This window comes from Pseudomonas parafulva, assembly GCF_000800255.1.
GTDB lineage: Bacteria > Pseudomonadota > Gammaproteobacteria > Pseudomonadales > Pseudomonadaceae > Aquipseudomonas > Aquipseudomonas boreofloridensis.
Map to the genome: position 1 here is coordinate 2,528,208 of NZ_CP009747.1, position 21,281 is coordinate 2,549,488.

Consider the following 21,281-nt stretch of genomic DNA (forward strand, 5'->3'; position numbering starts at 1 on the left):
ACTGCCGTGGGACTTGATGATGAGCAAGCAGATTCCCGTACACGATGTCACCCCGCCTGCAACCGGAAAGGATTCCGTCGACCTGTATGCCTCCCGAGAAAAGATCTACACCCGCGCCTTCACCGGACTGTTCCGCCGCTTGCGGATGGTCGGTGGCGCCGTGCTGTTCCTGCTGTACTTCGGCACCGTCTGGCTGAACTGGGGCGGTCACCAGGCCGTCTGGTGGAACCTGCCCGAGCGCAAGTTCTACATCTTCGGCGCCACCATCTGGCCGCAGGACTTCATTCTGCTGTCGGGCATACTGATCGTGGCCGCGTTCGGCCTGTTCTTCATCACCGTGTACGCTGGCCGGGTCTGGTGCGGCTACACCTGCCCGCAAAGCGTCTGGACCTGGATCTTCATGTGGTGCGAGAAGGTCACCGAGGGTGATCGCAACCAGCGCATGAAGCTGGACAAGGCGCCGATGAGCGGCAACAAGTTCCTGCGCAAGCTGGCCAAGCACAGCCTGTGGCTGCTGATCGGCTTCGTCACCGGACTGACCTTCGTCGGCTACTTCGCACCGATCCGCGAACTGGTGGTGGACTTCTTCAGCGGCCAGGCCGATGGCTGGGCCTACTTCTGGGTAGGCTTCTTTACCCTGGCCACCTACGGCAATGCCGGTTGGCTGCGCGAGCAGGTGTGCGTGTACATGTGCCCCTATGCGCGTTTCCAGAGCGTGATGTTCGACAAGGACACCCTGATCGTCTCCTACGACCCGCGCCGCGGCGAAACCCGAGGCCCACGCAAGAAAGGCGCGGACTACCAGGCCAAAGGCCTGGGCGACTGCATCGACTGCACCCTGTGCGTGCAGGTCTGCCCGACCGGCATCGACATCCGTGACGGCCTGCAGATCGAATGCATCGGCTGCGCGGCCTGCATCGATGCCTGCGATGGCGTGATGGACAAGATGAACTACCCGCGCGGACTGGTCAGCTACACCACCGAGCACAACCTCTCAGGGCAGAAGACCCACCTGATACGCCCGCGCCTGATTGGCTACGCCGTGGTGCTGCTGGTGATGATCGGCGCCCTGGCCACCGCCTTCGCCACCCGTTCGCTGGTCGGCTTCGACGTGAGCAAGGACCGGGTGCTGTACCGCGAGAACGCCCAGGGGCAGATCGAGAACGTGTACAGCCTGAAGGTGATGAACAAGGACCAGCACGACCACGTCTACGTGCTCGACGCCAGCGGCCTGCCAGGCCTGCAGCTGTCCGGCCAGCGCGAACTGCGGGTGGCCGCCGGCGATATCGTCAGCTTGCCGGTGCAACTGTCCATCGCGCCCGAGCAATTGCCGTCGACCACCAACGACATCACCTTCATCCTCAAGGATGCCGATGACAGCGGCACCCAGGTTGAAGCCAAGAGCCGATTCATCGGCCCCCAGATCCGCTGAAAGAGAGACCCTGCGCCATGACCGCCACCGCCACCAGCCCCTGGTACAAGCACCTCTGGCCCTGGATCATCATCGGCATCCTGACCACCTCGGTGTGCCTGAGCCTGACCATGGTCAGCATTGCCGTGCGCAATCCGGACAACCTGGTGAACGACAACTACTACGAGGCCGGCAAAGGCATCAACCGGTCGCTGGACCGCGAAATGCTGGCCCAGGCCCTGAACCTGCGTGCCAGCGTGCACCTGGACGAACTGACCGGCGAGGTGGAACTGCACCTGAGCGGCGACAGCGCACCGCAGCGTCTGGAGCTGAACCTGATCTCGCCGACCCAGCCGGACAGGGACCGCAAGGTCAAGCTGCTGCGCGTCGAGGGCGGGCGCTATGTCGGCCAGCTCGACGACAAGGTCGAAGGCCGGCGCTTCGTCGAGCTGCTCGGCAGCGAGCAGGATCAGGTGTGGCGTTTGTTCGAGGAGGAGAAGGTCGAGCACGGGGTCGCCTTGCTACTGGGCGACGAAGCGCTGCAAGGGGCCGAGCACCAGCCATGATCCCAGGCCACAAGAACTTCGCCCGATGAGCCAACCCATCCCCTGCTACCACTGCGCGCTGCCCGTCCCCGCCGGCAGCCGCTTCAGCGCCGTGGTACTGGGCCAGGCCCGGCCGTTCTGCTGCCCCGGTTGCCAAGCGGTGGCCGAGGCCATCGTCGCTGGCGGCCTGGAGCATTACTACCAGCACCGCAGCGACAGCAGCGCCAACCCGCAGACCCTGCCCAGGCAATTGCAGGACGAACTGGCGCTGTACGACCGCGCCGACGTGCAGCAGGGCTTCGTCCATCGTCAGGGCGCGCTGGCCGAAGCCACCCTGATGATCGAAGGCATCAGTTGCGCAGCCTGCGGCTGGTTGATCGAGAAGCACCTGCGCAACCTCGAGGGCGTGGGCGAGGCGCGCCTGAACCTGTCCAACCATCGCCTGCACGTCAGTTGGGATGACCAGCGACTGCCGCTGTCGCGGCTGCTCGGCGAACTGCGTGGCATCGGCTACGCCGCCCATCCCTACCAACCCGACCAGGCCGCCGAGCGCCTGGCCCAGGAAAACCGCACGGCGCTGCGGCGACTGGGCGTGGCGGGGCTGTTGTGGTTCCAGGCGATGATGGCGACCATGGCCACCTGGCCGGAATTCAACATCGACCTGTCGCCGGAGCTGCACACCATCCTGCGCTGGGTCGCGCTGTTCCTGACCACGCCCATCGTGTTCTACAGCTGCGCGCCCTTCTTCAAAGGCGCTGCCCGCGACCTGCGCACCGGGCATCTGACCATGGACCTGTCGGTATCGCTGGCCATCGCCCTGGCCTACGGCGCCGGGATCTGGACCGCGATCACCGGCCGGGGCGAGTTGTACTTCGACACGGTCGGCATGTTCGCCCTGTTCCTGCTCAGCGGGCGCTACCTCGAACGGCGCGCCCGTGAACGCACGGCAGCGGCCACCGCGCAGTTGGTCAACCTGTTGCCAGCCTCGTGCCTGCGTCTGGACCCTCAGGGCCAGGCGCAGCGCGTGCTGCTGTCCGAACTGGCCTGTGGCGAGCGCGTGCAGGTGCTGCCCGGCGCGGTGATTCCGGCTGACGGCCGCATCGTGGACGGGCGCTCCAGCGTCGACGAATCGCTGCTCACCGGCGAGTACCTGCCACAGGCGCGGCAGGCCGGCGAACGCGTCACCGGCGGCACCCTGAACGTGGAAAGCACGCTGGTGGTGGAGGTCGAAGCCCTTGGCCAGGCTTCACGGCTGTCGGCCATCGTGCGCCTGCTCGAGCGCGCCCAGTCGGAAAAGCCGCGCCTGGCACAGATCGCTGACCGCGCTTCTCAGTGGTTCCTGCTGTTCAGCCTGCTGGCGGCGCTGGGCATCGGCTTGTGGTGGTGGCACCTGGACGCCGACCGAGCGTTCTGGATCGTCCTGGCGATGCTGGTCGCCACCTGCCCCTGCGCCCTCTCGCTGGCCACCCCGACAGCGCTCACCACAGCCACCGGCACCCTGCACACGCTTGGCCTGCTGGTCACCCGTGGGCATGTGCTCGAAGGCCTGAACCAGATCGACACGGTGGTGTTCGACAAGACCGGTACCTTGACCGAGGGGCGACTGGCGCTGCGCAGCATCCGCCCGCTGGGCCAGTTGACGGCGCAGCGCTGCCTGGCCCTGGCCGCGGCCCTGGAAAACCGCTCCGAACACCCCATTGCCCGCGCCTTCGGGGTCAGCGCCGAGCCGGCCGAGCAGGTGCAGGCGATGCCGGGGCTGGGCCTGGAGGGCCAGGTCGGCCAGCAACGCCTGCGCATCGGTCAGGCGACGTTCGTCTGTGCCCTGAGCGGCGCTGAGGTGCCGCCGGTGCCGGAGCTTCGCGGGCAATGGCTGCTGCTCGGTGACCGGCAGGGGCCACTGGCCTGGTTCGGCCTCGACGATCGCCTGCGCGACGATGCCGAGACCTTGCTCGCGGCGTGCAAGGCGCGGGGTTGGCACACGCTGCTGCTGTCTGGCGACACGTCGCCGATGGTCGATGAAGTGGCGACGCAACTGGGGATCGACCAGGCCATCGGTGGCCTGCGCCCGGACGACAAGCTGGCGCGGGTCAAGGCGCTGCAGGCGCAGGGGCGCAAGGTGCTGATGCTCGGCGACGGCGTCAACGACGTGCCGGTGCTGGCGGCGGCCGACATCAGTATCGCCATGGGCTCGGCCACCGACCTGGCCAAGACCAGCGCCGATGCGGTGCTGCTGTCCAACCGTCTGCAAGCCCTGGCGCAAGCCTTCGACCTGGCCCGACGCACGCGGCGCAACATCCTCGAGAACCTGCTGTGGGCGACGCTGTACAATGGCCTGATGCTGCCCTTCGCGGCACTCGGCTGGATCACCCCGGTCTGGGCGGCAGTGGGCATGTCATTGAGTTCGTTGATCGTGGTGCTCAATGCGTTGCGCCTGACCCGGCTGCCGGCGCCGAGCGAAGGTCGAGGCCGGCCCGATCCCGTCACCGCCTGCGCCGAGGCCTGACCGTGTGCACCTGCGTACCCTGAGGACTTTTGCATGCCCGCCCTGTACATCATGATCCCTGCCGCGCTACTCCTGGTCGGCGTGGCGCTGTACGTGTTCTTCTGGGCCGTGGACAGCGGCCAGTACGACGACCTCGAAGGGCCTGCCCACAGCATCCTGTTCGACGATCAAGACCCGCGCCACCAGGCAGCGATCAAACACGACGCCGTCGCCCCCGACGCCACCGACCAGGACGCCTCCCCCCGTGCCTGAACTGCTGCCTGCGCTCGTCTCGGCACTGGTGCTGGGCCTGCTCGGCGGCGGCCATTGCCTGGGCATGTGCGGCGGCCTGATGGGCGCGCTGACCCTGGCCATCCCGCCTGAACAACGCGCACGTCGCCTGCGTCTGTTGATCGCCTACAACCTGGGACGCGTGCTCAGCTACGCAGTCGCCGGGCTGTTGCTGGGCCTGGCCGGTTGGGCCTTGGCCGGCAGCCCGGCGGTGCAGATGCTGCGGGTGCTGGCAGCCCTGTTGCTGATCGCCATGGGCCTGTACCTGGCGGGCTGGTGGAGCGGACTGACACGCATCGAGGCGCTGGGGCGCGGGCTGTGGCGACATCTGCAGCCCATCGCTTCGCACCTGCTACCGGTGTCCAGCCTGCCCCGCGCGTTACTGCTCGGCGCGCTCTGGGGCTGGCTGCCGTGCGGGCTGGTCTACAGCACCCTGCTGTGGGCAGCGAGCCAGGGTAACGCGGTGCACAGCGCACTACTGATGCTCGCCTTCGGTGTCGGCACCTGGCCGGTCTTGCTGGTCACGGGCCTGGCAGCCGAGCGTGTCACCGCCGTGCTGCGCCGACGCCACGTGCGCATGGCGGGCGGTGTGCTGGTGATGCTGTTCGGCCTCTGGACCCTACCGGGCCCGCATCAGCATTGGTTGATGGGGCATTGAAGAGCGAGCGGCAAGCTTTGAGCGGCAAGCGGCAAGCGGCAAGCGGCAAGGAAGAGCGGATTGCGTGCGCTGGGCTATTGGCTATCGCCCGTTGGGGATGGCAGCGGGCTGTGAGGGGTGTTGCGCTTGATGCAGGTCAAGGCTGATTCCTACAGACAATTCTAGACTCCGGACACTGCCGCTCTATTCGGGGACTGCCCACATGCTCGACGAACTCCACTGGGACCCCGACCTGATCCGTCGTTACGATCTGGCCGGGCCGCGCTATACCTCCTACCCGACTGCCGTGCAATTGCACGCCGAAGTGGGCTCGTTCGACCTGCTGCATGCCCTGCGCGAAAGCCGCAGGGCCGTGCGTCCGCTGTCGCTGTACCTGCACGTGCCGTTCTGCGCCAACATTTGCTATTACTGCGCCTGCAACAAGGTCATCACCAAGGACCGCGCCCGCGCGGCGCCCTACCTGCAACGCCTGGAGCAGGAGATCCAACTGATCGCCTGCCACCTGGATCCGCGTCAGCGCGTGGAACAGTTGCACTTCGGAGGCGGTACGCCGACCTTCCTCAGCCATGTAGAGCTGCGCCAGTTGATGGCCACCTTGCGCCAGCACTTCAACCTGCTGGACGACGATTCGGGCGACTACGGCATCGAACTCGACCCCCGCGAAGCCGACTGGTCAACCATGGGTCTGCTCCGCGAACTGGGCTTCAACCGCGTCAGCCTGGGCGTGCAGGACCTGGACCCGGCCGTGCAGCGTGCCATCAACCGCCTGCAGAGCCTGGAGCAGACCCGCACCCTGGTTGAAGCCGCACGCACCCTGCAATTCCGCTCAGTGAACCTGGACCTGATCTACGGCCTGCCCAAGCAGACACCCGAAGGTTTCGCCCGCACCGTCGAGGAAGTCATCCGCCTGCAGCCAGACCGCCTCTCGGTGTTCAACTATGCCCACCTGCCCGAGCGCTTCATGCCGCAACGGCGCATCGACGCCAATGAACTGCCAGCCGCCGCGGTCAAGCTGGAGATGCTGCACAACACCATCGAGCAGTTGACCGCCGCCGGCTACCGCTACATCGGCATGGACCACTTCGCCCTGCCCGACGACGAACTGGCCATCGCCCAGGAGGAAGGCACGCTGCAGCGCAACTTCCAGGGCTATACCACCCACGGTCATTGCGACCTGGTCGGCCTGGGCGTATCGGCCATCAGCCAGATCGGCGACCTGTACTGCCAGAACAGCAGCGACCTGAACACCTACCAGGACGCCCTGTCCAGCGCGCAGTTGGCGACCCAACGCGGACTGCTGTGCAACCAGGACGACCGTCTGCGCCGGGCCGTGATCCAACAACTGATCTGCCACTTCGAGCTGGAGTTCGAGCCGATCGAGCAGGCTTTCACCATCGACTTCCGTGGCTATTTCAAAGCGCTCTGGCCGCAGTTGCAGGCGATGCAGCGCGACGGTCTGATCACCCTCGATGCCCGCGGTATCCGCGTACTGCCGGCCGGACGCCTGCTGGTGCGATCGGTGTGCATGGTCTTCGATGCTTACTTGGCCCTACAGAATCGTCAGCGTTTTTCCCGCGTAATTTAGGAGTTTCATACGCCTCAGCGAGACGATGGGCCGCATGGACAGCCCAACTTGTGAGGCACACCATGGACGGTAGAGGGTGCGCACGCCTATCCGCGTGCGCCATCCAGCAGCCGCACCAAAGAAGTGCAGGCTGGCCTCCAGAACACCCGTAGGTTACCCTTACGGCTTATGTGTGCTTTTCCACAAGGATCGAAAGAAATGTCCGAGCCAGTCAAACTGCGCCCCCACGGTCAGGCCCATTGCAAGGATTGCAGCCTGGCCCCCCTGTGCCTGCCCCTGTCACTCAATCTTGAAGACATGGACGCACTGGACGAGATCGTCAAGCGCGGCCGTCCTCTGAAAAAGGGCGAGTTCCTGTTCCGCCAGGGTGACAATTTCGGCTCGGTCTATGCGGTACGCTCCGGCGCCCTGAAAACCTTCAGCTTGAGCGATGCCGGCGAAGAGCAGATCACCGGTTTCCACCTGCCCAGCGAACTGGTCGGGTTGTCCGGCATGGACACCGAAGCCTACCCGGTGTCGGCGCAAGCGCAGGAGACGACCTCGGTCTGCGAAATCCCCTTCGAGCGCCTGGACGAGCTGTCGGTGCAGTTGCCGCAGTTGCGTCGCCAGCTCATGCGCGTGATGAGCCGTGAAATCCGCGACGACCAACAGATGATGCTGCTGCTGTCGAAGAAAACTGCCGACGAGCGCATCGCCACCTTCCTGGTCAATTTGTCCGCGCGCTTCCGCGCCCGTGGCTATTCGGCCAATCAGTTCCGCCTGAGCATGTCGCGCAACGAGATCGGCAACTACCTGGGCCTGGCCGTGGAAACCGTGTCGCGGGTGTTCACCCGCTTCCAGCAGAACGGCCTGCTCAAGGCCGAGGGTAAAGAGGTGCACATCCTCGACCCGATCCAGCTGTGCGCCCTGGCCGGTGGTGCGATGGACGCCTGAGCGCGGCGCCAGGGTATACTGGCGCCACGTTTTTCCAGGATACCCGCCCCATGCCTAGCGACACCTTCGACCTCAAAGCCCTGATCCGCCCGGTAGTGGACTTCCCGAAACCGGGCGTGATCTTCCGTGACATCACCCCGCTGTTCCAGTCGCCACGCGGGCTGCGCTACGTTGCCGACCAGTTCATCGAGCGCTACGTCGAAGCTGACTTCAGCCACATCGGCGCGATGGACGCACGTGGCTTCCTGATCGGCTCGATCATCGCCCACCAATTGAACAAGCCGCTGATCCTGTTCCGCAAGCAAGGCAAGTTGCCTGCCGATGTGCTCTCCGAGGGCTACCAGACCGAGTACGGCGAAGCTTTCCTCGAAGTGCATGCCGACAGCCTGTGCGATGGCGACTCGGTGCTGATCTTCGATGACTTGATCGCCACCGGTGGCACCCTGCTGGCGGCGGTCAACCTGGTGCGGCGCACCGGCGCCAAGGTGTTCGAGGCGGCGGCGATCATCGACCTGCCGGAGCTGGAAGGCTCGCGGCGCCTGCAGGCGGCCGGCGTGCCGACCTTCTGCTTGACCGATTTCTCCCTCTCCGAATACTGAGCCGCGCAGGGCTCAAGCCTGTCGGCGGAATACCAGCGCCTTGAGCCCGCCCTGCGGGTCGGCGTCGGGAAACTCCGGCGGGTTCTCCAGGCGCTCGACGAACCTCAGCCCGGGCGCCTGTTCGGCCATGCCCTCGATGAGAAACTCCGGGCCAATGGCCGGATCGTTGACGCACGCCAGCACGCAGCCGCCCTCCTCCAGCAATTCCGGGAGACGGCGCAGGATCTTGGCGTAATCCTGGGTCAGCACGAAGCTGCCGCGCTGGAACGTCGGCGGATCGATGATGATCAGGTCGTACGGCCCGTACTTGCGCACCTTGCCCCACGACTTGAACAGTTCGTGCCCCAGATACGCCACCCGCGAGGCGTCGTGGCCGTTGAGCCGATGATTCTCCCGCCCGCGCGACAAAGCGGCCTTGGCCATGTCCAGGTTGACCACCTGCTGCGCGCCCCCGGCAATGGCCGCCACCGAAAAGCCGCAGGTGTAGGCGAACAGGTTGAGCACCCGCTTGCCTGCCGCCTGCTCACGTACCCAGCGGCGGCCGTAGCGCATATCGAGAAACAAGCCATTGTTCTGCCGTACACCCAGATCGAGCAGGTAGCTCAGCCCGTCTTCGACCACTTCGCGTTGCTGGCAAGGCTCGCCCAATAACCACTGCCCGGGACTGTCGGGCAGGTAGCGGTGCTGCAGCAGGATGGCCTGGCCGGTCCACTGCGGGCGTTCGGCCAAGCGACGCAACATCGATTCGAGCTCGGTCAACTGGCCGTCTGGTAGCTCGCGGAACAGGGCGACCAACAGCACGCCCTGCAGCCAGTCAACGGTGATCTGCTCAAGGCCTGGCCAGCAGCGACCACGGCCGTGGAACAGCCTGCGAGTTTCGCTAGGCGCAGCGTCGAGGGAAGTGAGCAGATGCTGCTCCAGCGTATGGATTGGAGAGGTCATGACGCGTCGTGGTAGGCAAAACCGGCATTCTAACGGTTTTCCTGACTGGACTCCGTCAACATTGTGCAGCGATCAGGCTGTAGACAGTTAATCGAGAAAATATGAAAACTGATCGCATTAATTGTGCACAACTCTGTCACCTCAAGTGCCATTTTTGTGTGCACTCGTTACTTCATTGCACTATCAGGTGACATCTTTCGATAGATAAATTTGACTCATAGATCAGGTTATGGCGCTAGCGGACTTGAACACACCACCGAGAATTTGAATTTAATCCAATAAAATCAATAGATTAAAAATCTATCGATAACTTACTTGCCTGCGTCTTCTAGAAAACCTGTCGTCACTGGCATGGAACTGGCTTGAGTGGTCATATGTTTTGTATACAACTTAAGCAAGACATAAACACACAAGAACCGCAGCGCTTGCCCAGCAAGCCGTTTGCGCCCAGAACCCAGTGATGCCACGGCTGCACCGACGCGCTGGCGAGCTTTCGCCGCCTCGCAGCCCCTCGTGCATCAGGAGCCTCCGGAATGAGTAGCAGCCTCGACCTTGCCCCTGAACTTTCCGTAGCCAGCAGCCAGCCCACCGCCACCTCGCTCGACACCCCAGCCAGCCCGTGCGAACTCAGCCCGCGCCTGCACAATCGCGACCTGGCGCCCACTCGCCTCGAGGGCCGTCGCTGGGGCGGCTACAGCATCTTCGCGTTGTGGACCAACGACGTGCACAACATCGCCAACTACTCCTTCGCCATGGGCCTGTTCGCGCTCGGCCTGGGTGGCTGGCAGATTCTCGTGTCGCTGGCCATCGGCGCAGCGCTGGTGTACTTCTTCATGAACCTGTCCGGCTACATGGGCCAGAAGACCGGCGTTCCCTTTCCGGTGATGAGCCGCATCGCCTTCGGCATCCATGGCGCACAAATTCCCGCCTTGATTCGTGCCGTCATCGCCATCGCCTGGTTCGGCATCCAGACCTACCTCGCCTCGGTGGTGCTGCGCGTGCTGCTGACTGCCGTCTGGCCGCAGGTCGCCGCCTACGACCACGACAGCCTCCTGGGCCTGTCGAGCCTGGGCTGGCTCTGCTTCGTGGCGATCTGGCTGGTGCAACTGGTGATCCTCGCCTACGGCATGGAGATGGTGCGTCGCTACGAAGGCTTCGCAGGCCCGGTGATCCTGCTCACCGTGGCCAGCCTGGCTGCGTGGATGTTCTTCAAGAACGATGCGCGCATTGCCTGGTCGGTGAGCGATCCGCTGACCGGCTACGAGATGTGGCGCAACATCTTCGCCGGCGGCGCGCTGTGGCTGGCGATCTACGGCACCCTGGTGCTCAACTTCTGCGACTTTGCGCGCTCCTCGCCCTGCCGCAAGACCATCCGCGTCGGCAACTTCTGGGGCCTGCCGGTGAACATTCTGGTGTTCGCGATGATCACCGTGGTGCTGTGCGGTGCGCAGTTCCAGATCAACGGCCAGGTGATCGACAGCCCGACGCAGATCGTCGCGACCATTCCCAGCACCCCCTTCCTGGTACTGGGCTGCCTGGCCTTCCTGATCGTCACCGTGGCGGTGAACATCATGGCCAACTTCGTCGCCCCCGCCTTCGTGCTCAGCAACCTGGCGCCACGCCACCTGAATTTCCGCCGCGCCGGGTTGATCAGCGCCACCGTGGCCGTGCTGATCCTGCCGTGGAACCTGTACAACAGCCCGCTGGTGATCGTGTACTTCCTGTCCGGCCTGGGCGCCCTGCTCGGCCCGCTGTACGGCGTGATCATGTCCGACTACTGGCTGCTGCGAAAAGGCCGGGTCAACGTGCCGGAGCTGTACAGCGAACACCCAAGCGGCGCCTACCATTACTCGCGCGGTATCAACCTGCGGGCGCTCGCGGCGTTCATCCCAGCAGCACTGCTGGCGATCGTGCTGGCCCTGGTACCGCACTTCCACAGCGTGGCGCCGTTCTCCTGGCTGATCGGCGCCGCCACCGCCGCGACCCTGTACCTGTTGATCGCGCCGCGCAATCGCCAATACCTCGACGTCAGCGGCGAAGCCATCGCCGTCGACCACAGTAGTCACTGATCAAGGAAAGTCGTTCATGCGTATTTTGATCGCCAACGTCAACACCACCGAAGCCATCACCGAGGCCATCGCCGAACAGGCGCGCAGCGTGGCCGCGCCGGGGACCGAGATCGTCGGCCTGACGCCCTGGTTCGGCGCCGAATCGGTGGAAGGCAATTTCGAAAGTTACCTGGCCGCCATCGCCGTCATGGACCGGGTGCTGGCCTATGACCAGCCCTATGACGCAGTCATTCAAGCTGGCTATGGCGAGCACGGCCGCGAAGGTCTGCAGGAGTTGCTGAACGTGCCGGTGGTGGACATCACCGACGCAGCGGCCAGCACGGCGATGTACCTGGGCCATGCCTATTCGGTGGTCACCACCCTGGACCGCACCGTGCCGCTGATCGAAGACCGCCTGAAGTTGTCCGGCCTGTATGATCGCTGCGCCTCGGTGCGGGCCAGCGGCATGGCAGTACTGGAGCTGGAGGCCGACCCACAGCGCGCGGTGCAGGCCATCGTCGAGCAGGCCGAGCGCGCCGTGCGTGAGGACAAGGCCGAGGTGATCTGCCTGGGCTGCGGCGGCATGGCCGGGCTCGATGAGCAGATCCGTCAGCGGACCGGCGTACCGGTGGTCGATGGCGTCAGCGCAGCGGTGACCATCGCTGAGTCGCTGGTGCGGCTGGGCTTGAGTACATCGAAGGTGCGCACCTATGCCACGCCGCGGACCAAGAAGGTGGTGGGCTGGCCTTTGCGCCTGGGGCGCTGAAATCTGGTCTACGGACGATGGACGCCGGTGCCGTTCACCGGCGTCTCCACACGCGACAACGGCTCAATCTTTCGACAGGTATCGATTGCTGCGCATCATCAGCAAACAGCCAAGCGCAATGGCCGTCGATTTCCACAACGCTATTTCCACGCCAAACACTGTCCAGACGTCGAGAAACAGGCTGTACACACCGCTGGCGAAAAGAACGAAACCCGTCCACCGACGCCATGGCGGAGCCAAAAACCGGTCGAAAGCGCAGCCCACCAGAACCATCAAGGCGATCTGCAAGGGGCTATCGTAGGTCACGGCTAGCCTCCTCAGTCAACCGTCGGTGACGACGAAGCATCAGGCAGATACCCATCATCAAGCCCCAGGACTTCCACATGTACAGATCGATGCCGTGATAGAACCACGCTGGGTGAAACAACAGCGTGAAAAGACTGGAGGCAAAGAGAATCGACCCAATTGTTGTTCGCCACGCGGGTGCGGCGATCAAGCGATCCAGGACCAGCGTGGTGACGATCATCAGCCCTATCTGAAACGGATCCTGGTAGACATTCATGATCCATCGCTCAGGAAGAAACCGTCAGCCCTGACGGTGAACTCGATGACGTCATAAGTGATCCCGCGGTGGCCCCTATACCGGTAGGCTCGGTCGATTTCCATACACCCTCTCGCTCCAGCCCCGGAAGCGGTCGTCCGGGGACTGATGGAAGGTGCCTGACCGTCGCGGGAAAACCAGCGAGCCTGAATCGACAAGCTGCGTCAGAAAGCTCCGAAAAACCTAGCGAAGGCGCCCTGGTGCCTCAGGTCGGGCAGACCGTGGATCCGCCGTCGAGCTCTTGGCGTACGTTACGGCTGAGCAGCGTGGCCTTGCCGTCGTGCCAAGTGAGGGTGAGCACGTAGAGGGTGTCGAAATCGCCGCCGTCCCAGTCCTCGGTGATGACGCGCTTCTCGCCCAAGGCCTTGCCGGCCACGGCATTGATCAAGTCGGGCAGGTAGCCGTGCGACCAGGCGGTGTACACCGTGGCATTGCGGTACTTGGGGCGCAGCAGTTCATCGGCGAGGTCGTCGTAATCGTTGGCGTCGAAGTCGATATTGACCGGCAGCCCCAGGCGAATGGCGCTCGGGCTGATGGTCATGAGCGGGCGGATGTAGCTGAAGCGTCGATCCTCGCTGCCTTCCTCGACATGGCGGGTCGGATTGGCGGCGAACACGTAATCGGCATTGCCGAAGCGCTCCGGCAGCACCGTTGCCAGGTCGATGGCGCGGTTCAGGCCCTGGCAGTTCAATTGCCCAAGCCCCTCGCCAGGTTTTTCGGCATGGCGCAGGAAGACCAGAGTCTGGGTGCCGTCACCGCGCCTGTCGTCGCTGCGCACGGCCTCGAACGTGAGGGGTATCAACACCGCAGCGAGGGTCAGGCCGAGCAACAGGTGACGGCGTTTCAGGTAGTGCTTCCACTTCATGGCAGGACTCATTCGGCTAAGGACAAGAGGCCTCCCTGCCAGCACCCTCATGCCCGGCGGCGATGCCGAGCAACGGCCGCCCGATAGGGGTCAACATGCCGGCCCTCCGTGGCAGCAGCCATGTTGGACCCAGGATGTTGCCGAATTACGTCATCCAGGTAACAACAAGACATCATTCGTCGCGGGTCAACACTTCGAGCAACTCGATGTCGAAGGTCAGGTCCGCATGCGGCGGGATACGGCCGACGCTGCGCTCGCCATAAGCCAGCGCCGCCGGCACCTGCAAGCGGCGCTTGCCGCCCACGCGCATGCCCATCAGGCCCTGGTCCCAGCCCTTGATCACCCGGCCGGTGCCGATCACGCACTGGAAGGGCTTGCCGCGCGACCAGGAGGAATCGAACTCGCTGCCGTCGGCCAGCCAACCGGTGTACTGGGTGGTGATCAGCGCGCCCCTGACCACGGCCTTGCCGTCGCCTGGGTGAAGATCGGTGATGTGCAGTTCCTGAGTCACAGGCTGGCCCTCTATGCCAAATACGAAGGCCGACCTTTTCGCAGGAAAGCAGGGTTTTGACAAGCTCAGCTGTACATCGCCTGGATCTGCTCGCCGGTCAGTTGCTGGGTCTGATTGGAGAAGCAGTACCAGGACGGACGCTCATCGGCATAGACCTGCAGGCTGAATTGCCAATCTTGCGCCCCCTGCAGCATGCCCACCGGGAAGAAGTACTCGTCCTTGCCAGTCAGCCGGTAGAACAGGTGAGTGCCACACTGGCCACAGAACCCACGCTCGGCCCATTCCGACGACCGATAGACCGCAGGTGCCGCGCCTTCGAAGACCGGCGCCTGGCTGCCATGGGCCACCAGCATGGGGCCACCGCCCCAGGTGCGGCACATGCTGCAGTGGCAGGCACTGACGTCAGGGTTGTCGAGGCTGGCGGTGAAGTGGATCGCGCCGCACAAGCAGGCGCCTTGCCGGGAGAAAGACATGAAAGCGATGCTCCGTGTCGAGGGGAACGCGAAGTATAGCGGTGATCGTCTCGCTGCTTGGTCGACCCAGATCAAGCAGCCGCAGCGATCACCGCCGTGCGTTTCAGATGAATACCGTCCCGCGCAGATACAACGCGGCGCGACCGCTGATGATCACGCGCCCGTTGCCCGGCACCTCGCACTGCAACTGCCCCTTACGCGCCCCGCCCTGCTCGCAGTCGAGCACGCGCTTGCCCAGGCGCTCGGACCAATAGGGCGCCAGGCTGGTGTGCGCGGAACCGGTCACCGGATCTTCATTGACGCCCACCCGTGGCCCGAACCAGCGCGTGACGAAATCCCGATCTCGGCCCGGTGCCGTGACCGCGATACCGCGCACCTCGAAGACCGATAACGCGGCGAAATCAGGCTGCAACGCATCGAGCCGCGCAGCGTCGTCGATCACCACCACGAAATCGTCCGAGCGGTACAGCGCGCGGGCGCCGGGCAGCCCCAAAGCGGACAACAGGCCGTCGGGAATGTCCACCGGCTGCGGCTGCTTGGCCGGAAAATCCATGGCCAGCAGACCATCGGCACCGCGACTGACGCGCAGTTCGCCACTGCGGGTGTTGAAGCGCAGCACCTCGGCCTGCTCGCCCAGTTGCTCGAACAGCACCCAGGCCGTAGCCAGCGTGGCATGGCCGCACAGATCGACCTCCACGGCGGGGGTGAACCAGCGCAGGTCGAAGGCTTCGCCATTGCGCACGAAATAGGCGGTTTCCGAGAGGTTGTTTTCCTCGGCGATACGTTGCAGCAGGTCGTCCGCGAGCCAAGCGTCGAGCGGGATCACGGCCGCCGGGTTACCACCGAAGGGTTCGGCCGAAAAGGCATCGACCTGAAAAATCTCGAGTTGCATGCACACACTCCTTGTCGGCCCACAGTGCGCGGGCGGGATCGAACGATAGGCTTACAGGGTCACCGGCGTCAGCACCGGCTCGCCGGCGAAGAACGCCTGCAAGTTGCGCAGTACCAGCGCGACGGTATCGCGCGCCGCTTCTGGCGACTGGCCGGCCACATGCGGGGTCAACACGGTGTTGGAGAGGGCCTTGAGGGCCTCCGGCACAGCGGGCTCGTCGTCGAACACATCCAGCGCCGCCCCGGCGATGCTGCCCGCGCGCAACGCCTGCACCAACGCCTCGGTGTCGACCACGCTGGCACGGGCGATATTCACCAGATAGCCCTGGCTGCCCAACGCCGCGAGCACCGACGCATCGACCAGATGCCGGGTGCCCGGGCCACCGGGCGTGGCGATCACCAGGATGTCGACCGCCTCGGCCAGCCGCTGCGGACTGTCGTACCAGGTGTAGGGCTGCTCGCGACGCGGCGTGCGGCTGTGATAGCTCACGCTCATGGCGAACCCCTGCTCAGCGCGTTGAGCGATGGCTTGACCAATGGCGCCAAGACCGATGATGCCCAGGCGCTTGCCGCTCACCGAGGGGCTGATCACCCGGTTCCATTCGCCACGCCGGGTGCTGGCGTCGGCCTGGGGAATGCCGCGCAGCAGGGCCAGCAGCAAGGCCATGGCATGATCGGCCACGGGCCCGGCATTGGCGCCTGCGCCGTTGGTGACGGTAATGCCGCGGGCTTTGGCAGCGGCCAGGTCCACCTGCTCGTAGCCGGCGCCGATCACACAGATGATTTGCAGGTGGGTCAGGGTATGGATTTCAGCGGCGGTCAGGCCCAGCGGACCGCGCGTGAGGACGGCATCGATGTCGGCGGCATGCCGCGCGATGGCCTCGGCGCGCGACTGCGGCGTCTTGGCGTGGATCAGCCGGTAGCCGGCGTTTTCGAGCAACGGCAGATAGTCATCGACGGTTTCCACCAGCACCAGAACAGTCTTGCTCATGCCACCCTCCGCTTCGGTTTGGAGGGCGATTATGCCAGCTTGCGCGCAGGCTGTTCACCTGGCGATGCCGGGGCTGCGGCGCCCCGGCCTGAGGTGCATCACTGCCCGAACGCGCGTCCCAAACCGCCCGGCACGCCGCTGGCATCGGTGCTTTGCCACGGCCCGTTGGGGCTCAGCGACCAGCTCCAGCCTTGGTCGTAGCGATAGTAAGTGCGCTGGCGGTAGAAGGTGTTGGGCTGCTTGTCGAGCACGTACACGCCCAGCTTGGGATCCCAATGGCTAGCACCACCGGGCGGCGGCGCGAAGCTGGCCGAGGTGCGTGGCAGCGGCTTGGGAATGCCGCTGGGCGCGCCCGCCGGTGCAGCAGGCTTGCCGCCAGGCAGCGGCTTGACCACAGGCCCCTGAGGCGGCGTCTCCAGCGGCGGCAACGGCTCACGCTCGGCCGGCTGATGCCCGGTACAGGCGGACAGTCCCAGCGCCAGGGTAATCAGGGTCAAGCGTACGCAGCGGTTCATGGCGGGCTCTCTTATCGGTCAGGTCGGTCGATGGTCACGTGCTGCAGGGGCTGACCTTGGTTGGCCAGCGGCGCGCTCAGGCCGATCCACTCTCCCTGGGTCGGCTGGCCGCTACGCGACACGCGCGCAACCAGTTCGACTTCCTTGAAATCCGACAGTTTCATCTGCGGCATCATCGCGTCGGCATCGGTCAAGCGCACCTCGATGGGCAACTGCGCCACCGTGACCCGCTTGGCCGCCAACGGCATGGGTGGACCTGTGCGAGCACGGGCGAAGATGAACACTGTGTCGTCCGGCCGCACCTTGTCCTTGAGCGCCGCCGCCAGCGCCACCCGCACGCTCAGGCCTGCCGCCGGCTGCGGCTTGACACCGCTGTCCTTGAGTTTGTCCGCCGCGCGGTCGATACCGCCTTGCAGCGCCGCACGCGAGGCGTCGCCTTCGGGCAGTTGCGCCAGCAGGCGCTGCCAGTAATCGATCGCCTCCTGATAACGCTCGCCCTCGAATGCGGCGATACCGCGCAAGCCCAGGCTGGTGACCTCGTTCGGGTCGGCCTTGAGCGCCTCGTCGGTGAGTTGCTGCAGGGGCGCGCTCCAGTGCTTGTCGGCGGCGAAATACTGGGCCTGGGCCCACTGCCCGAGCAACTCCGGCTGGCGCCCGGCCAAGGCTACGGCGCGCTCGAAAGCGCGCGCAGCGTCAGCGGGACGCTGCTCGGCCATGTAGGCACGGCCCAGGAAGTACAGGCCTTCGGCCGAATCCGGCTGGGCCTGCACGGCACGCTCCAGGCGCGTGGTCATCTCCTGCACCGACTGCGGCGCCTGGGCGAATTCACGGGTCAGCTCGACTGTGTCGGCGGCGCCGAAATGCAGGTACAGCCCCAGGGCCAGCACCGGTACCAGCACCGCCGCCAGCAGCGGCACGGTGCGCCCCAGATGGCCCTGGCGCGGCGCTTCGGCGCCCTCGGTATCGGCCAGCAGTTCGCGGGCCGCCTCATCGCGTCCGCGCGCCAGTTGCTCGGCGTCGAGCACACCGGCCTGCTGCTGGGTGGTCAGCTCGGCGATGCGTTCCTGGTACAGGGCGACATTGAGCGCGGTACGGTCTTGTTCGGCCTGCTGCTGGCGCCGGCCACGCAGGATTGGGATCAGCAGGAACGCCAGGGCCGCCAGCAGCAGCAGGCCCGCACTCAGCCAGAATTCAGTCATGGGTGTGTTCTTTATTCAGCAATTGGGCAAGACGGTGTCGTTCGTCCACGGAGAGCTCGGTGCCTGCCGCCGTTGCCGGACTGCGCCGGCGGCGCACGATCACCGCGATCACCACCAGGCCGCCAGTCAGCAACAGGCCCGGGCCGAACCACAGCAGCCAGGTGCGCGCCGTCAGCGCTGGCTTGTAGCGCACGAAATCGCCATAGCGATCGACCATGAAGTCGATGATCTGCCGATTGCTCTGGCCCTCGCCCAGCATGCGGAAGATCTCGCGACGCAGATCGGCCGCGATGGGCGCATTGGAGTCGGCGATGTCCTGGTTCTGGCACTTGGGGCAGCGCAGTTCCTTGGTCAACTGCTGATAACGCTCGCGCTCGACCTCGTCGCGGAACTGGTAGGTGTCGATGGCGGCCCTGGCCATGCCAGCCAGGCTCAGGCCCAACACCACAGCGGCGAACCAGCGCTTCATGGCTGGGCCTCGTCGACCAGCGCCTGGTACAGCGGCGCCAGTTGCTCGCGCCAGACCTGGGCATCGACCACGCCCACGTGCTTGTAGCGGATGATGCCTTCGGCATCGATCAAAAAGGTTTCCGGTGCGCCATACACGCCCAGGTCCAGGCCCAACGTGCCCTGTTCGTCACGGATATCGAGCTGGTAAGGGTTGTGGAACTCGGCCAACCATTTGAGCGCTGCCGCGTTGTCGTCCTTGTAGTTGATGCCGTGGATCACCACGCCCTGCCCGGCCAACTGATTCAGATACGGGTGCTCGACCTTGCATGACGGGCACCAGGTGCCCCAGACGTTGACCAGGGCCGGACGCCCAAGCAGGTCGGCCTGGGTCAAGGTCCGCCCGTCCTGCACGCTTTGCAGCGAGAAGGCCGGGAACGGCTTGCCGATCATCGCCGAAGGCAACTCGTCGGGCTTGAGAAACAGCCCCTTGTACAGAAAGACCGCCAGCAGCAGGAAGACTGCCAAGGGCACTACCATGATCCAACGCTTCATGCCGTCGCTCCAGACAGGCCCAGTGTGTCGCGCACCCGCGCCACGACCTTGACCCGATAACGCCGATCGCACGCCGCCAGCAACCCGCCCAGCGCGGTCAGCAACCCGCCCAGCCAGATCCAGCGCACATAGGGTTTGATGTGCAGCCGCACCGCCCAGGCGCCGTTTTCCAACGGCTCACCGAGGGCGACGTAGAGGTCGCGGGTGAAGCCGGCGTCGATACCGGCCTCGGTCATCATCGACTGCTGCACGGTGTACAGGCGTTTCTCCGGGTGCAGCACACTCACCTCACGGCCCTGGCGCGACACACGCACGGTGCCCTTGTCGGAAATGAAGTTCGGCCCCTCGAAGTGCTTGGCGCCTTCGAAGAGGAAGTGATAGCCGCCCAGTTCGACGCTCTCGCCCGGCGCCATGCGCAGGTCGCGCTCGGCGCTGTTGTTGCTCGACAGCACCACGCCCAGGGCGCACACCACCAGCCCCAGGTGCGCCAGGTGCATGGCCCAGTAGCTGCGCGGCAGCGCGCGCACGCCTTTGGCCAGGCCCTTGTGGCGGGTCTTGTCGAGGATGTCGCGCACGCCCCCGAGCACCACCCACGCAGCCAGGGCGAAGACGCTCAGCGCCGGCCAGTCGAAGTCGTCGACGATCAGCCCGGCCACTGGCGCCAGGATGGCGCTGCCGATCAGCACCGGCGTCAGCAGGCTGGCCAGCCAGCGTCCGGGCGTGTCTTTCCAGCGCACCAGCACACCCACCGTCAGCAGCCCCAGCAACAGCGCCATGAGTGGCACGAACAGCGCATCGAAGTACGGCGGGCCGACCGACAGCTTGGCGCCGGTCAGGGCATCGAGAACCAGCGGATACAAGGTGCCGAGCAGAATCATCGAGGCGGCCACCACCAGCACCAGGTTGTTGGCCAGCAGCAGCGTCTCGCGCGACCACAGACCGAAGCCCACCTGGCTCTTGACCACCGGCGCGCGCAAGGCGAACAGCGTCAGTGAACCGCCGACCACGAACAGCAGGAAGATCAGGATGAACACGCCACGCGCCGGGTCGGCGGCGAAGGCGTGCACCGAGGTCAGCACCCCGGAGCGGACCAGGAAGGTGCCCAGCAGGCTCAGCGAAAACGCGGCGATGGCCAGCAGTACCGTCCAGCTCTTGAACACCCCGCGTTTTTCCGTCACCGCCAGCGAGTGGATCAGCGCCGTGCCCACCAGCCAGGGCATGAACGAAGCGTTCTCCACCGGATCCCAGAACCACCAGCCGCCCCAGCCCAGTTCGTAGTAGGCCCACCACGAACCCAGGGCGATGCCGATGCCGAGGAAGGCCCAGGCCACCAGGGTCCAGGGCCGCGACCAGCGCGCCCAGGCCGCGTCCAGGCGGCCGCCGAGCAAGGCGGCGATGGCGAAGGCGAAGGCCACCGAGAAGCCGACATAGCCCATGTACAGCATCGGCGGATGGACGATCAGGCCGAAGTCCTGCAGCAGCGGGTTGAGGTCGCGGCCGTTGGTCGGCACCTGCGGCAGCAGGCGGGCGAAGGGGTTGGAGGTGATGATCAGGAACGACAGAAAGCCCACACTGATCATGCCCATCACCGCCAGCACCCGGGCCAGCATCACCTGCGGCAACTGGCGCGAGAACACCGACACCGCGAAGGTCCAGGCGCCGAGGATCAGCGCCCACAACAGCAGCGAGCCTTCGTGGGCGCCCCACACGGCGCTGAACTTGTAGTACCACGGCAGCGCCGTGTTGGAGTTGTGGGCCACATAGGCGACCGAGAAGTTGTCGGTCATGAAGGCATGGGTCAGGCAGGCGAAGGCGAACACCAGGAAGGCGAACTGACCCCAGGCGGCCGGACGCGCCAGGCTCATCCACAGCCGGTCGCCACGCCAGGCGCCGAGCAGCGGCACGCTGGCCTGCACCGCCGCCAGGCAGATGGCCAAGATCATCGCCAACTGCCCCAGTTCCGGAATCACCAG

Annotated in this window: 23 protein-coding genes; 10 read left to right on the forward strand and 13 right to left on the reverse strand. The window is 65.2% G+C overall.

What is annotated here, in order from left to right; genetic code table 11:
• Nucleotides 1-19: 19 nt before the first annotated feature.
• The 8 genes from ccoG to NJ69_RS10690 all read left to right on the forward strand — a co-directional run bounded on the left by ccoG (nt 20) and on the right by NJ69_RS10690 (nt 8,504).
• Entirely contained in the window at nt 20-1,432 is a 1,413-nt protein-coding gene (ccoG, locus tag NJ69_RS10655; protein ID WP_029615020.1) for a cytochrome c oxidase accessory protein CcoG, read from the forward strand.
• A 17-nt stretch (nt 1,433-1,449) separates the two neighbouring features.
• On the forward strand, nt 1,450-1,977 hold the full coding sequence (locus tag NJ69_RS10660; protein WP_029615019.1) for a FixH family protein: 528 nt from the start codon (nt 1,450-1,452) through the stop codon (nt 1,975-1,977).
• A gap of 25 nt (nt 1,978-2,002) precedes the next feature.
• Nucleotides 2,003-4,459, forward strand: coding sequence for a heavy metal translocating P-type ATPase (locus NJ69_RS10665; RefSeq protein WP_039578841.1), 2,457 nt, complete (start codon nt 2,003-2,005; stop codon nt 4,457-4,459).
• A gap of 33 nt (nt 4,460-4,492) precedes the next feature.
• Nucleotides 4,493-4,711 carry a cbb3-type cytochrome oxidase assembly protein CcoS gene (gene ccoS, locus NJ69_RS10670; protein ID WP_039578843.1) on the forward strand — a complete coding sequence of 73 codons (219 nt, stop codon included), beginning with the start codon at nt 4,493-4,495 and terminating at the stop codon, nt 4,709-4,711.
• The gene (locus NJ69_RS10675; protein ID WP_039578845.1) at nt 4,704-5,387 is read left to right on the forward strand and encodes a sulfite exporter TauE/SafE family protein; all 684 of its coding nucleotides are present in this window, start codon (nt 4,704-4,706) and stop codon (nt 5,385-5,387) included. The genes ccoS and NJ69_RS10675 overlap by 8 nt, the downstream gene beginning before the upstream one ends.
• 202 nt (nt 5,388-5,589) lie before the next feature.
• Nucleotides 5,590-6,972, forward strand: coding sequence for an oxygen-independent coproporphyrinogen III oxidase (gene hemN, locus NJ69_RS10680; RefSeq protein ID WP_039578847.1), 1,383 nt, complete (start codon nt 5,590-5,592; stop codon nt 6,970-6,972).
• Between the two features lie 198 nt (nt 6,973-7,170).
• Complete coding sequence (gene fnrA / locus NJ69_RS10685) at nt 7,171-7,905, forward strand: Crp/Fnr family transcriptional regulator FnrA (RefSeq protein WP_029614986.1); 735 nt, start codon at nt 7,171-7,173, stop codon at nt 7,903-7,905.
• 50 nt (nt 7,906-7,955) lie between these two features.
• Nucleotides 7,956-8,504, forward strand: a complete 549-nt coding sequence (locus tag NJ69_RS10690) for an adenine phosphoribosyltransferase (RefSeq protein ID WP_039578849.1) — start codon at nt 7,956-7,958, stop codon at nt 8,502-8,504.
• Nucleotides 8,505-8,516: 12 nt separating this feature from the next.
• Here the strand turns inward: NJ69_RS10690 and NJ69_RS10695 are convergent, their stop codons facing one another.
• Nucleotides 8,517-9,446: a class I SAM-dependent methyltransferase gene (locus tag NJ69_RS10695; protein ID WP_039578851.1), complete on the reverse strand. Its 930-nt coding sequence runs from the start codon at nt 9,444-9,446 to the stop codon at nt 8,517-8,519.
• 533 nt (nt 9,447-9,979) lie between these two features.
• Between NJ69_RS10695 and NJ69_RS10700 the strand changes: the two genes are divergently transcribed.
• Together NJ69_RS10700 and NJ69_RS10705 are read left to right on the forward strand one after the other, a co-directional pair.
• A complete protein-coding gene (locus NJ69_RS10700) occupies nt 9,980-11,515 on the forward strand; it encodes an NCS1 family nucleobase:cation symporter-1 (RefSeq protein WP_039578853.1) in 1,536 nt (511 codons plus the stop codon).
• Nucleotides 11,516-11,531: 16 nt separating this feature from the next.
• Entirely contained in the window at nt 11,532-12,260 is a 729-nt protein-coding gene (locus tag NJ69_RS10705; RefSeq protein WP_029614983.1) for an aspartate/glutamate racemase family protein, read from the forward strand.
• 63 nt (nt 12,261-12,323) lie between these two features.
• Here NJ69_RS10705 and NJ69_RS10710 read toward each other — a convergent pair whose 3' ends face one another.
• The 12 genes from NJ69_RS10710 to NJ69_RS10765 form a co-directional block, all read right to left on the reverse strand.
• Nucleotides 12,324-12,566, reverse strand: coding sequence for a hypothetical protein (locus NJ69_RS10710; RefSeq protein ID WP_039578855.1), 243 nt, complete (start codon nt 12,564-12,566; stop codon nt 12,324-12,326).
• A complete protein-coding gene (locus NJ69_RS10715) occupies nt 12,553-12,822 on the reverse strand; it encodes a hypothetical protein (RefSeq protein ID WP_039578858.1) in 270 nt (89 codons plus the stop codon). Before NJ69_RS10715 ends, NJ69_RS10710 begins: the two co-directional genes overlap by 14 nt.
• A gap of 244 nt (nt 12,823-13,066) precedes the next feature.
• Complete coding sequence (locus NJ69_RS10720; RefSeq protein WP_039578861.1) at nt 13,067-13,726, reverse strand: hypothetical protein; 660 nt, start codon at nt 13,724-13,726, stop codon at nt 13,067-13,069.
• A 172-nt stretch (nt 13,727-13,898) separates the two neighbouring features.
• The gene (locus NJ69_RS10725) at nt 13,899-14,237 is read right to left on the reverse strand and encodes an FKBP-type peptidyl-prolyl cis-trans isomerase (protein ID WP_039578864.1); all 339 of its coding nucleotides are present in this window, start codon (nt 14,235-14,237) and stop codon (nt 13,899-13,901) included.
• A gap of 65 nt (nt 14,238-14,302) precedes the next feature.
• Entirely contained in the window at nt 14,303-14,710 is a 408-nt protein-coding gene (locus NJ69_RS10730; protein WP_039578867.1) for a GFA family protein, read from the reverse strand.
• Between the two features lie 103 nt (nt 14,711-14,813).
• On the reverse strand, nt 14,814-15,602 hold the full coding sequence (locus tag NJ69_RS10735) for a PhzF family phenazine biosynthesis protein (RefSeq protein WP_039578870.1): 789 nt from the start codon (nt 15,600-15,602) through the stop codon (nt 14,814-14,816).
• Nucleotides 15,603-15,653: 51 nt separating this feature from the next.
• Nucleotides 15,654-16,592, reverse strand: a complete 939-nt coding sequence (locus NJ69_RS10740) for a 2-hydroxyacid dehydrogenase (RefSeq protein ID WP_039578872.1) — start codon at nt 16,590-16,592, stop codon at nt 15,654-15,656.
• Nucleotides 16,593-16,690: 98 nt separating this feature from the next.
• A complete protein-coding gene (locus tag NJ69_RS10745; RefSeq protein ID WP_039578875.1) occupies nt 16,691-17,107 on the reverse strand; it encodes a hypothetical protein in 417 nt (138 codons plus the stop codon).
• A gap of 11 nt (nt 17,108-17,118) precedes the next feature.
• On the reverse strand, nt 17,119-18,306 hold the full coding sequence (gene ccmI, locus NJ69_RS10750; RefSeq protein ID WP_039578877.1) for a c-type cytochrome biogenesis protein CcmI: 1,188 nt from the start codon (nt 18,304-18,306) through the stop codon (nt 17,119-17,121).
• The gene (locus NJ69_RS10755; protein WP_039578880.1) at nt 18,299-18,775 is read right to left on the reverse strand and encodes a cytochrome c-type biogenesis protein; all 477 of its coding nucleotides are present in this window, start codon (nt 18,773-18,775) and stop codon (nt 18,299-18,301) included. Before NJ69_RS10755 ends, ccmI begins: the two co-directional genes overlap by 8 nt.
• Nucleotides 18,772-19,308: a DsbE family thiol:disulfide interchange protein gene (locus tag NJ69_RS10760; protein ID WP_029614974.1), complete on the reverse strand. Its 537-nt coding sequence runs from the start codon at nt 19,306-19,308 to the stop codon at nt 18,772-18,774. The genes NJ69_RS10755 and NJ69_RS10760 overlap by 4 nt, the downstream gene beginning before the upstream one ends.
• Complete coding sequence (locus tag NJ69_RS10765) at nt 19,305-21,278, reverse strand: heme lyase CcmF/NrfE family subunit (protein WP_205419328.1); 1,974 nt, start codon at nt 21,276-21,278, stop codon at nt 19,305-19,307. The genes NJ69_RS10760 and NJ69_RS10765 overlap by 4 nt, the downstream gene beginning before the upstream one ends.
• Between the last annotated feature and the right edge of the window lie 3 nt (nt 21,279-21,281).

Bases quoted from the DNA above. Each gene is read 5' to 3' on its own strand.
- NJ69_RS10700 (WP_039578853.1), top strand. From the start codon at position 9,980: ATGAGTAGCAGCCTCGACCTTGCCCCTGAACTTTCCGTAGCCAGCAGC.
- ccmI (WP_039578877.1), bottom strand. From the start codon at position 18,306: ATGACTGAATTCTGGCTGAGTGCGGGCCTGCTGCTGCTGGCGGCCCTG.
- NJ69_RS10745 (WP_039578875.1), bottom strand. From the start codon at position 17,107: ATGAACCGCTGCGTACGCTTGACCCTGATTACCCTGGCGCTGGGACTG.
- NJ69_RS10705 (WP_029614983.1), top strand. From the start codon at position 11,532: ATGCGTATTTTGATCGCCAACGTCAACACCACCGAAGCCATCACCGAG.
- NJ69_RS10715 (WP_039578858.1), bottom strand. From the start codon at position 12,822: ATGAATGTCTACCAGGATCCGTTTCAGATAGGGCTGATGATCGTCACC.
- NJ69_RS10690 (WP_039578849.1), top strand. From the start codon at position 7,956: ATGCCTAGCGACACCTTCGACCTCAAAGCCCTGATCCGCCCGGTAGTG.
- NJ69_RS10740 (WP_039578872.1), bottom strand. From the start codon at position 16,592: ATGAGCAAGACTGTTCTGGTGCTGGTGGAAACCGTCGATGACTATCTG.
- ccoG (WP_029615020.1), top strand. From the start codon at position 20: ATGAGCAAGCAGATTCCCGTACACGATGTCACCCCGCCTGCAACCGGA.
- NJ69_RS10660 (WP_029615019.1), top strand. From the start codon at position 1,450: ATGACCGCCACCGCCACCAGCCCCTGGTACAAGCACCTCTGGCCCTGG.
- NJ69_RS10730 (WP_039578867.1), bottom strand. From the start codon at position 14,710: ATGTCTTTCTCCCGGCAAGGCGCCTGCTTGTGCGGCGCGATCCACTTC.
- NJ69_RS10760 (WP_029614974.1), bottom strand. From the start codon at position 19,308: ATGAAGCGTTGGATCATGGTAGTGCCCTTGGCAGTCTTCCTGCTGCTG.
- NJ69_RS10665 (WP_039578841.1), top strand. From the start codon at position 2,003: ATGAGCCAACCCATCCCCTGCTACCACTGCGCGCTGCCCGTCCCCGCC.
- NJ69_RS10755 (WP_039578880.1), bottom strand. From the start codon at position 18,775: ATGAAGCGCTGGTTCGCCGCTGTGGTGTTGGGCCTGAGCCTGGCTGGC.
- fnrA (WP_029614986.1), top strand. From the start codon at position 7,171: ATGTCCGAGCCAGTCAAACTGCGCCCCCACGGTCAGGCCCATTGCAAG.
- NJ69_RS10735 (WP_039578870.1), bottom strand. From the start codon at position 15,602: ATGCAACTCGAGATTTTTCAGGTCGATGCCTTTTCGGCCGAACCCTTC.
- hemN (WP_039578847.1), top strand. From the start codon at position 5,590: ATGCTCGACGAACTCCACTGGGACCCCGACCTGATCCGTCGTTACGAT.
- NJ69_RS10695 (WP_039578851.1), bottom strand. From the start codon at position 9,446: ATGACCTCTCCAATCCATACGCTGGAGCAGCATCTGCTCACTTCCCTC.
- NJ69_RS10720 (WP_039578861.1), bottom strand. From the start codon at position 13,726: ATGAAGTGGAAGCACTACCTGAAACGCCGTCACCTGTTGCTCGGCCTG.
- ccoS (WP_039578843.1), top strand. From the start codon at position 4,493: ATGCCCGCCCTGTACATCATGATCCCTGCCGCGCTACTCCTGGTCGGC.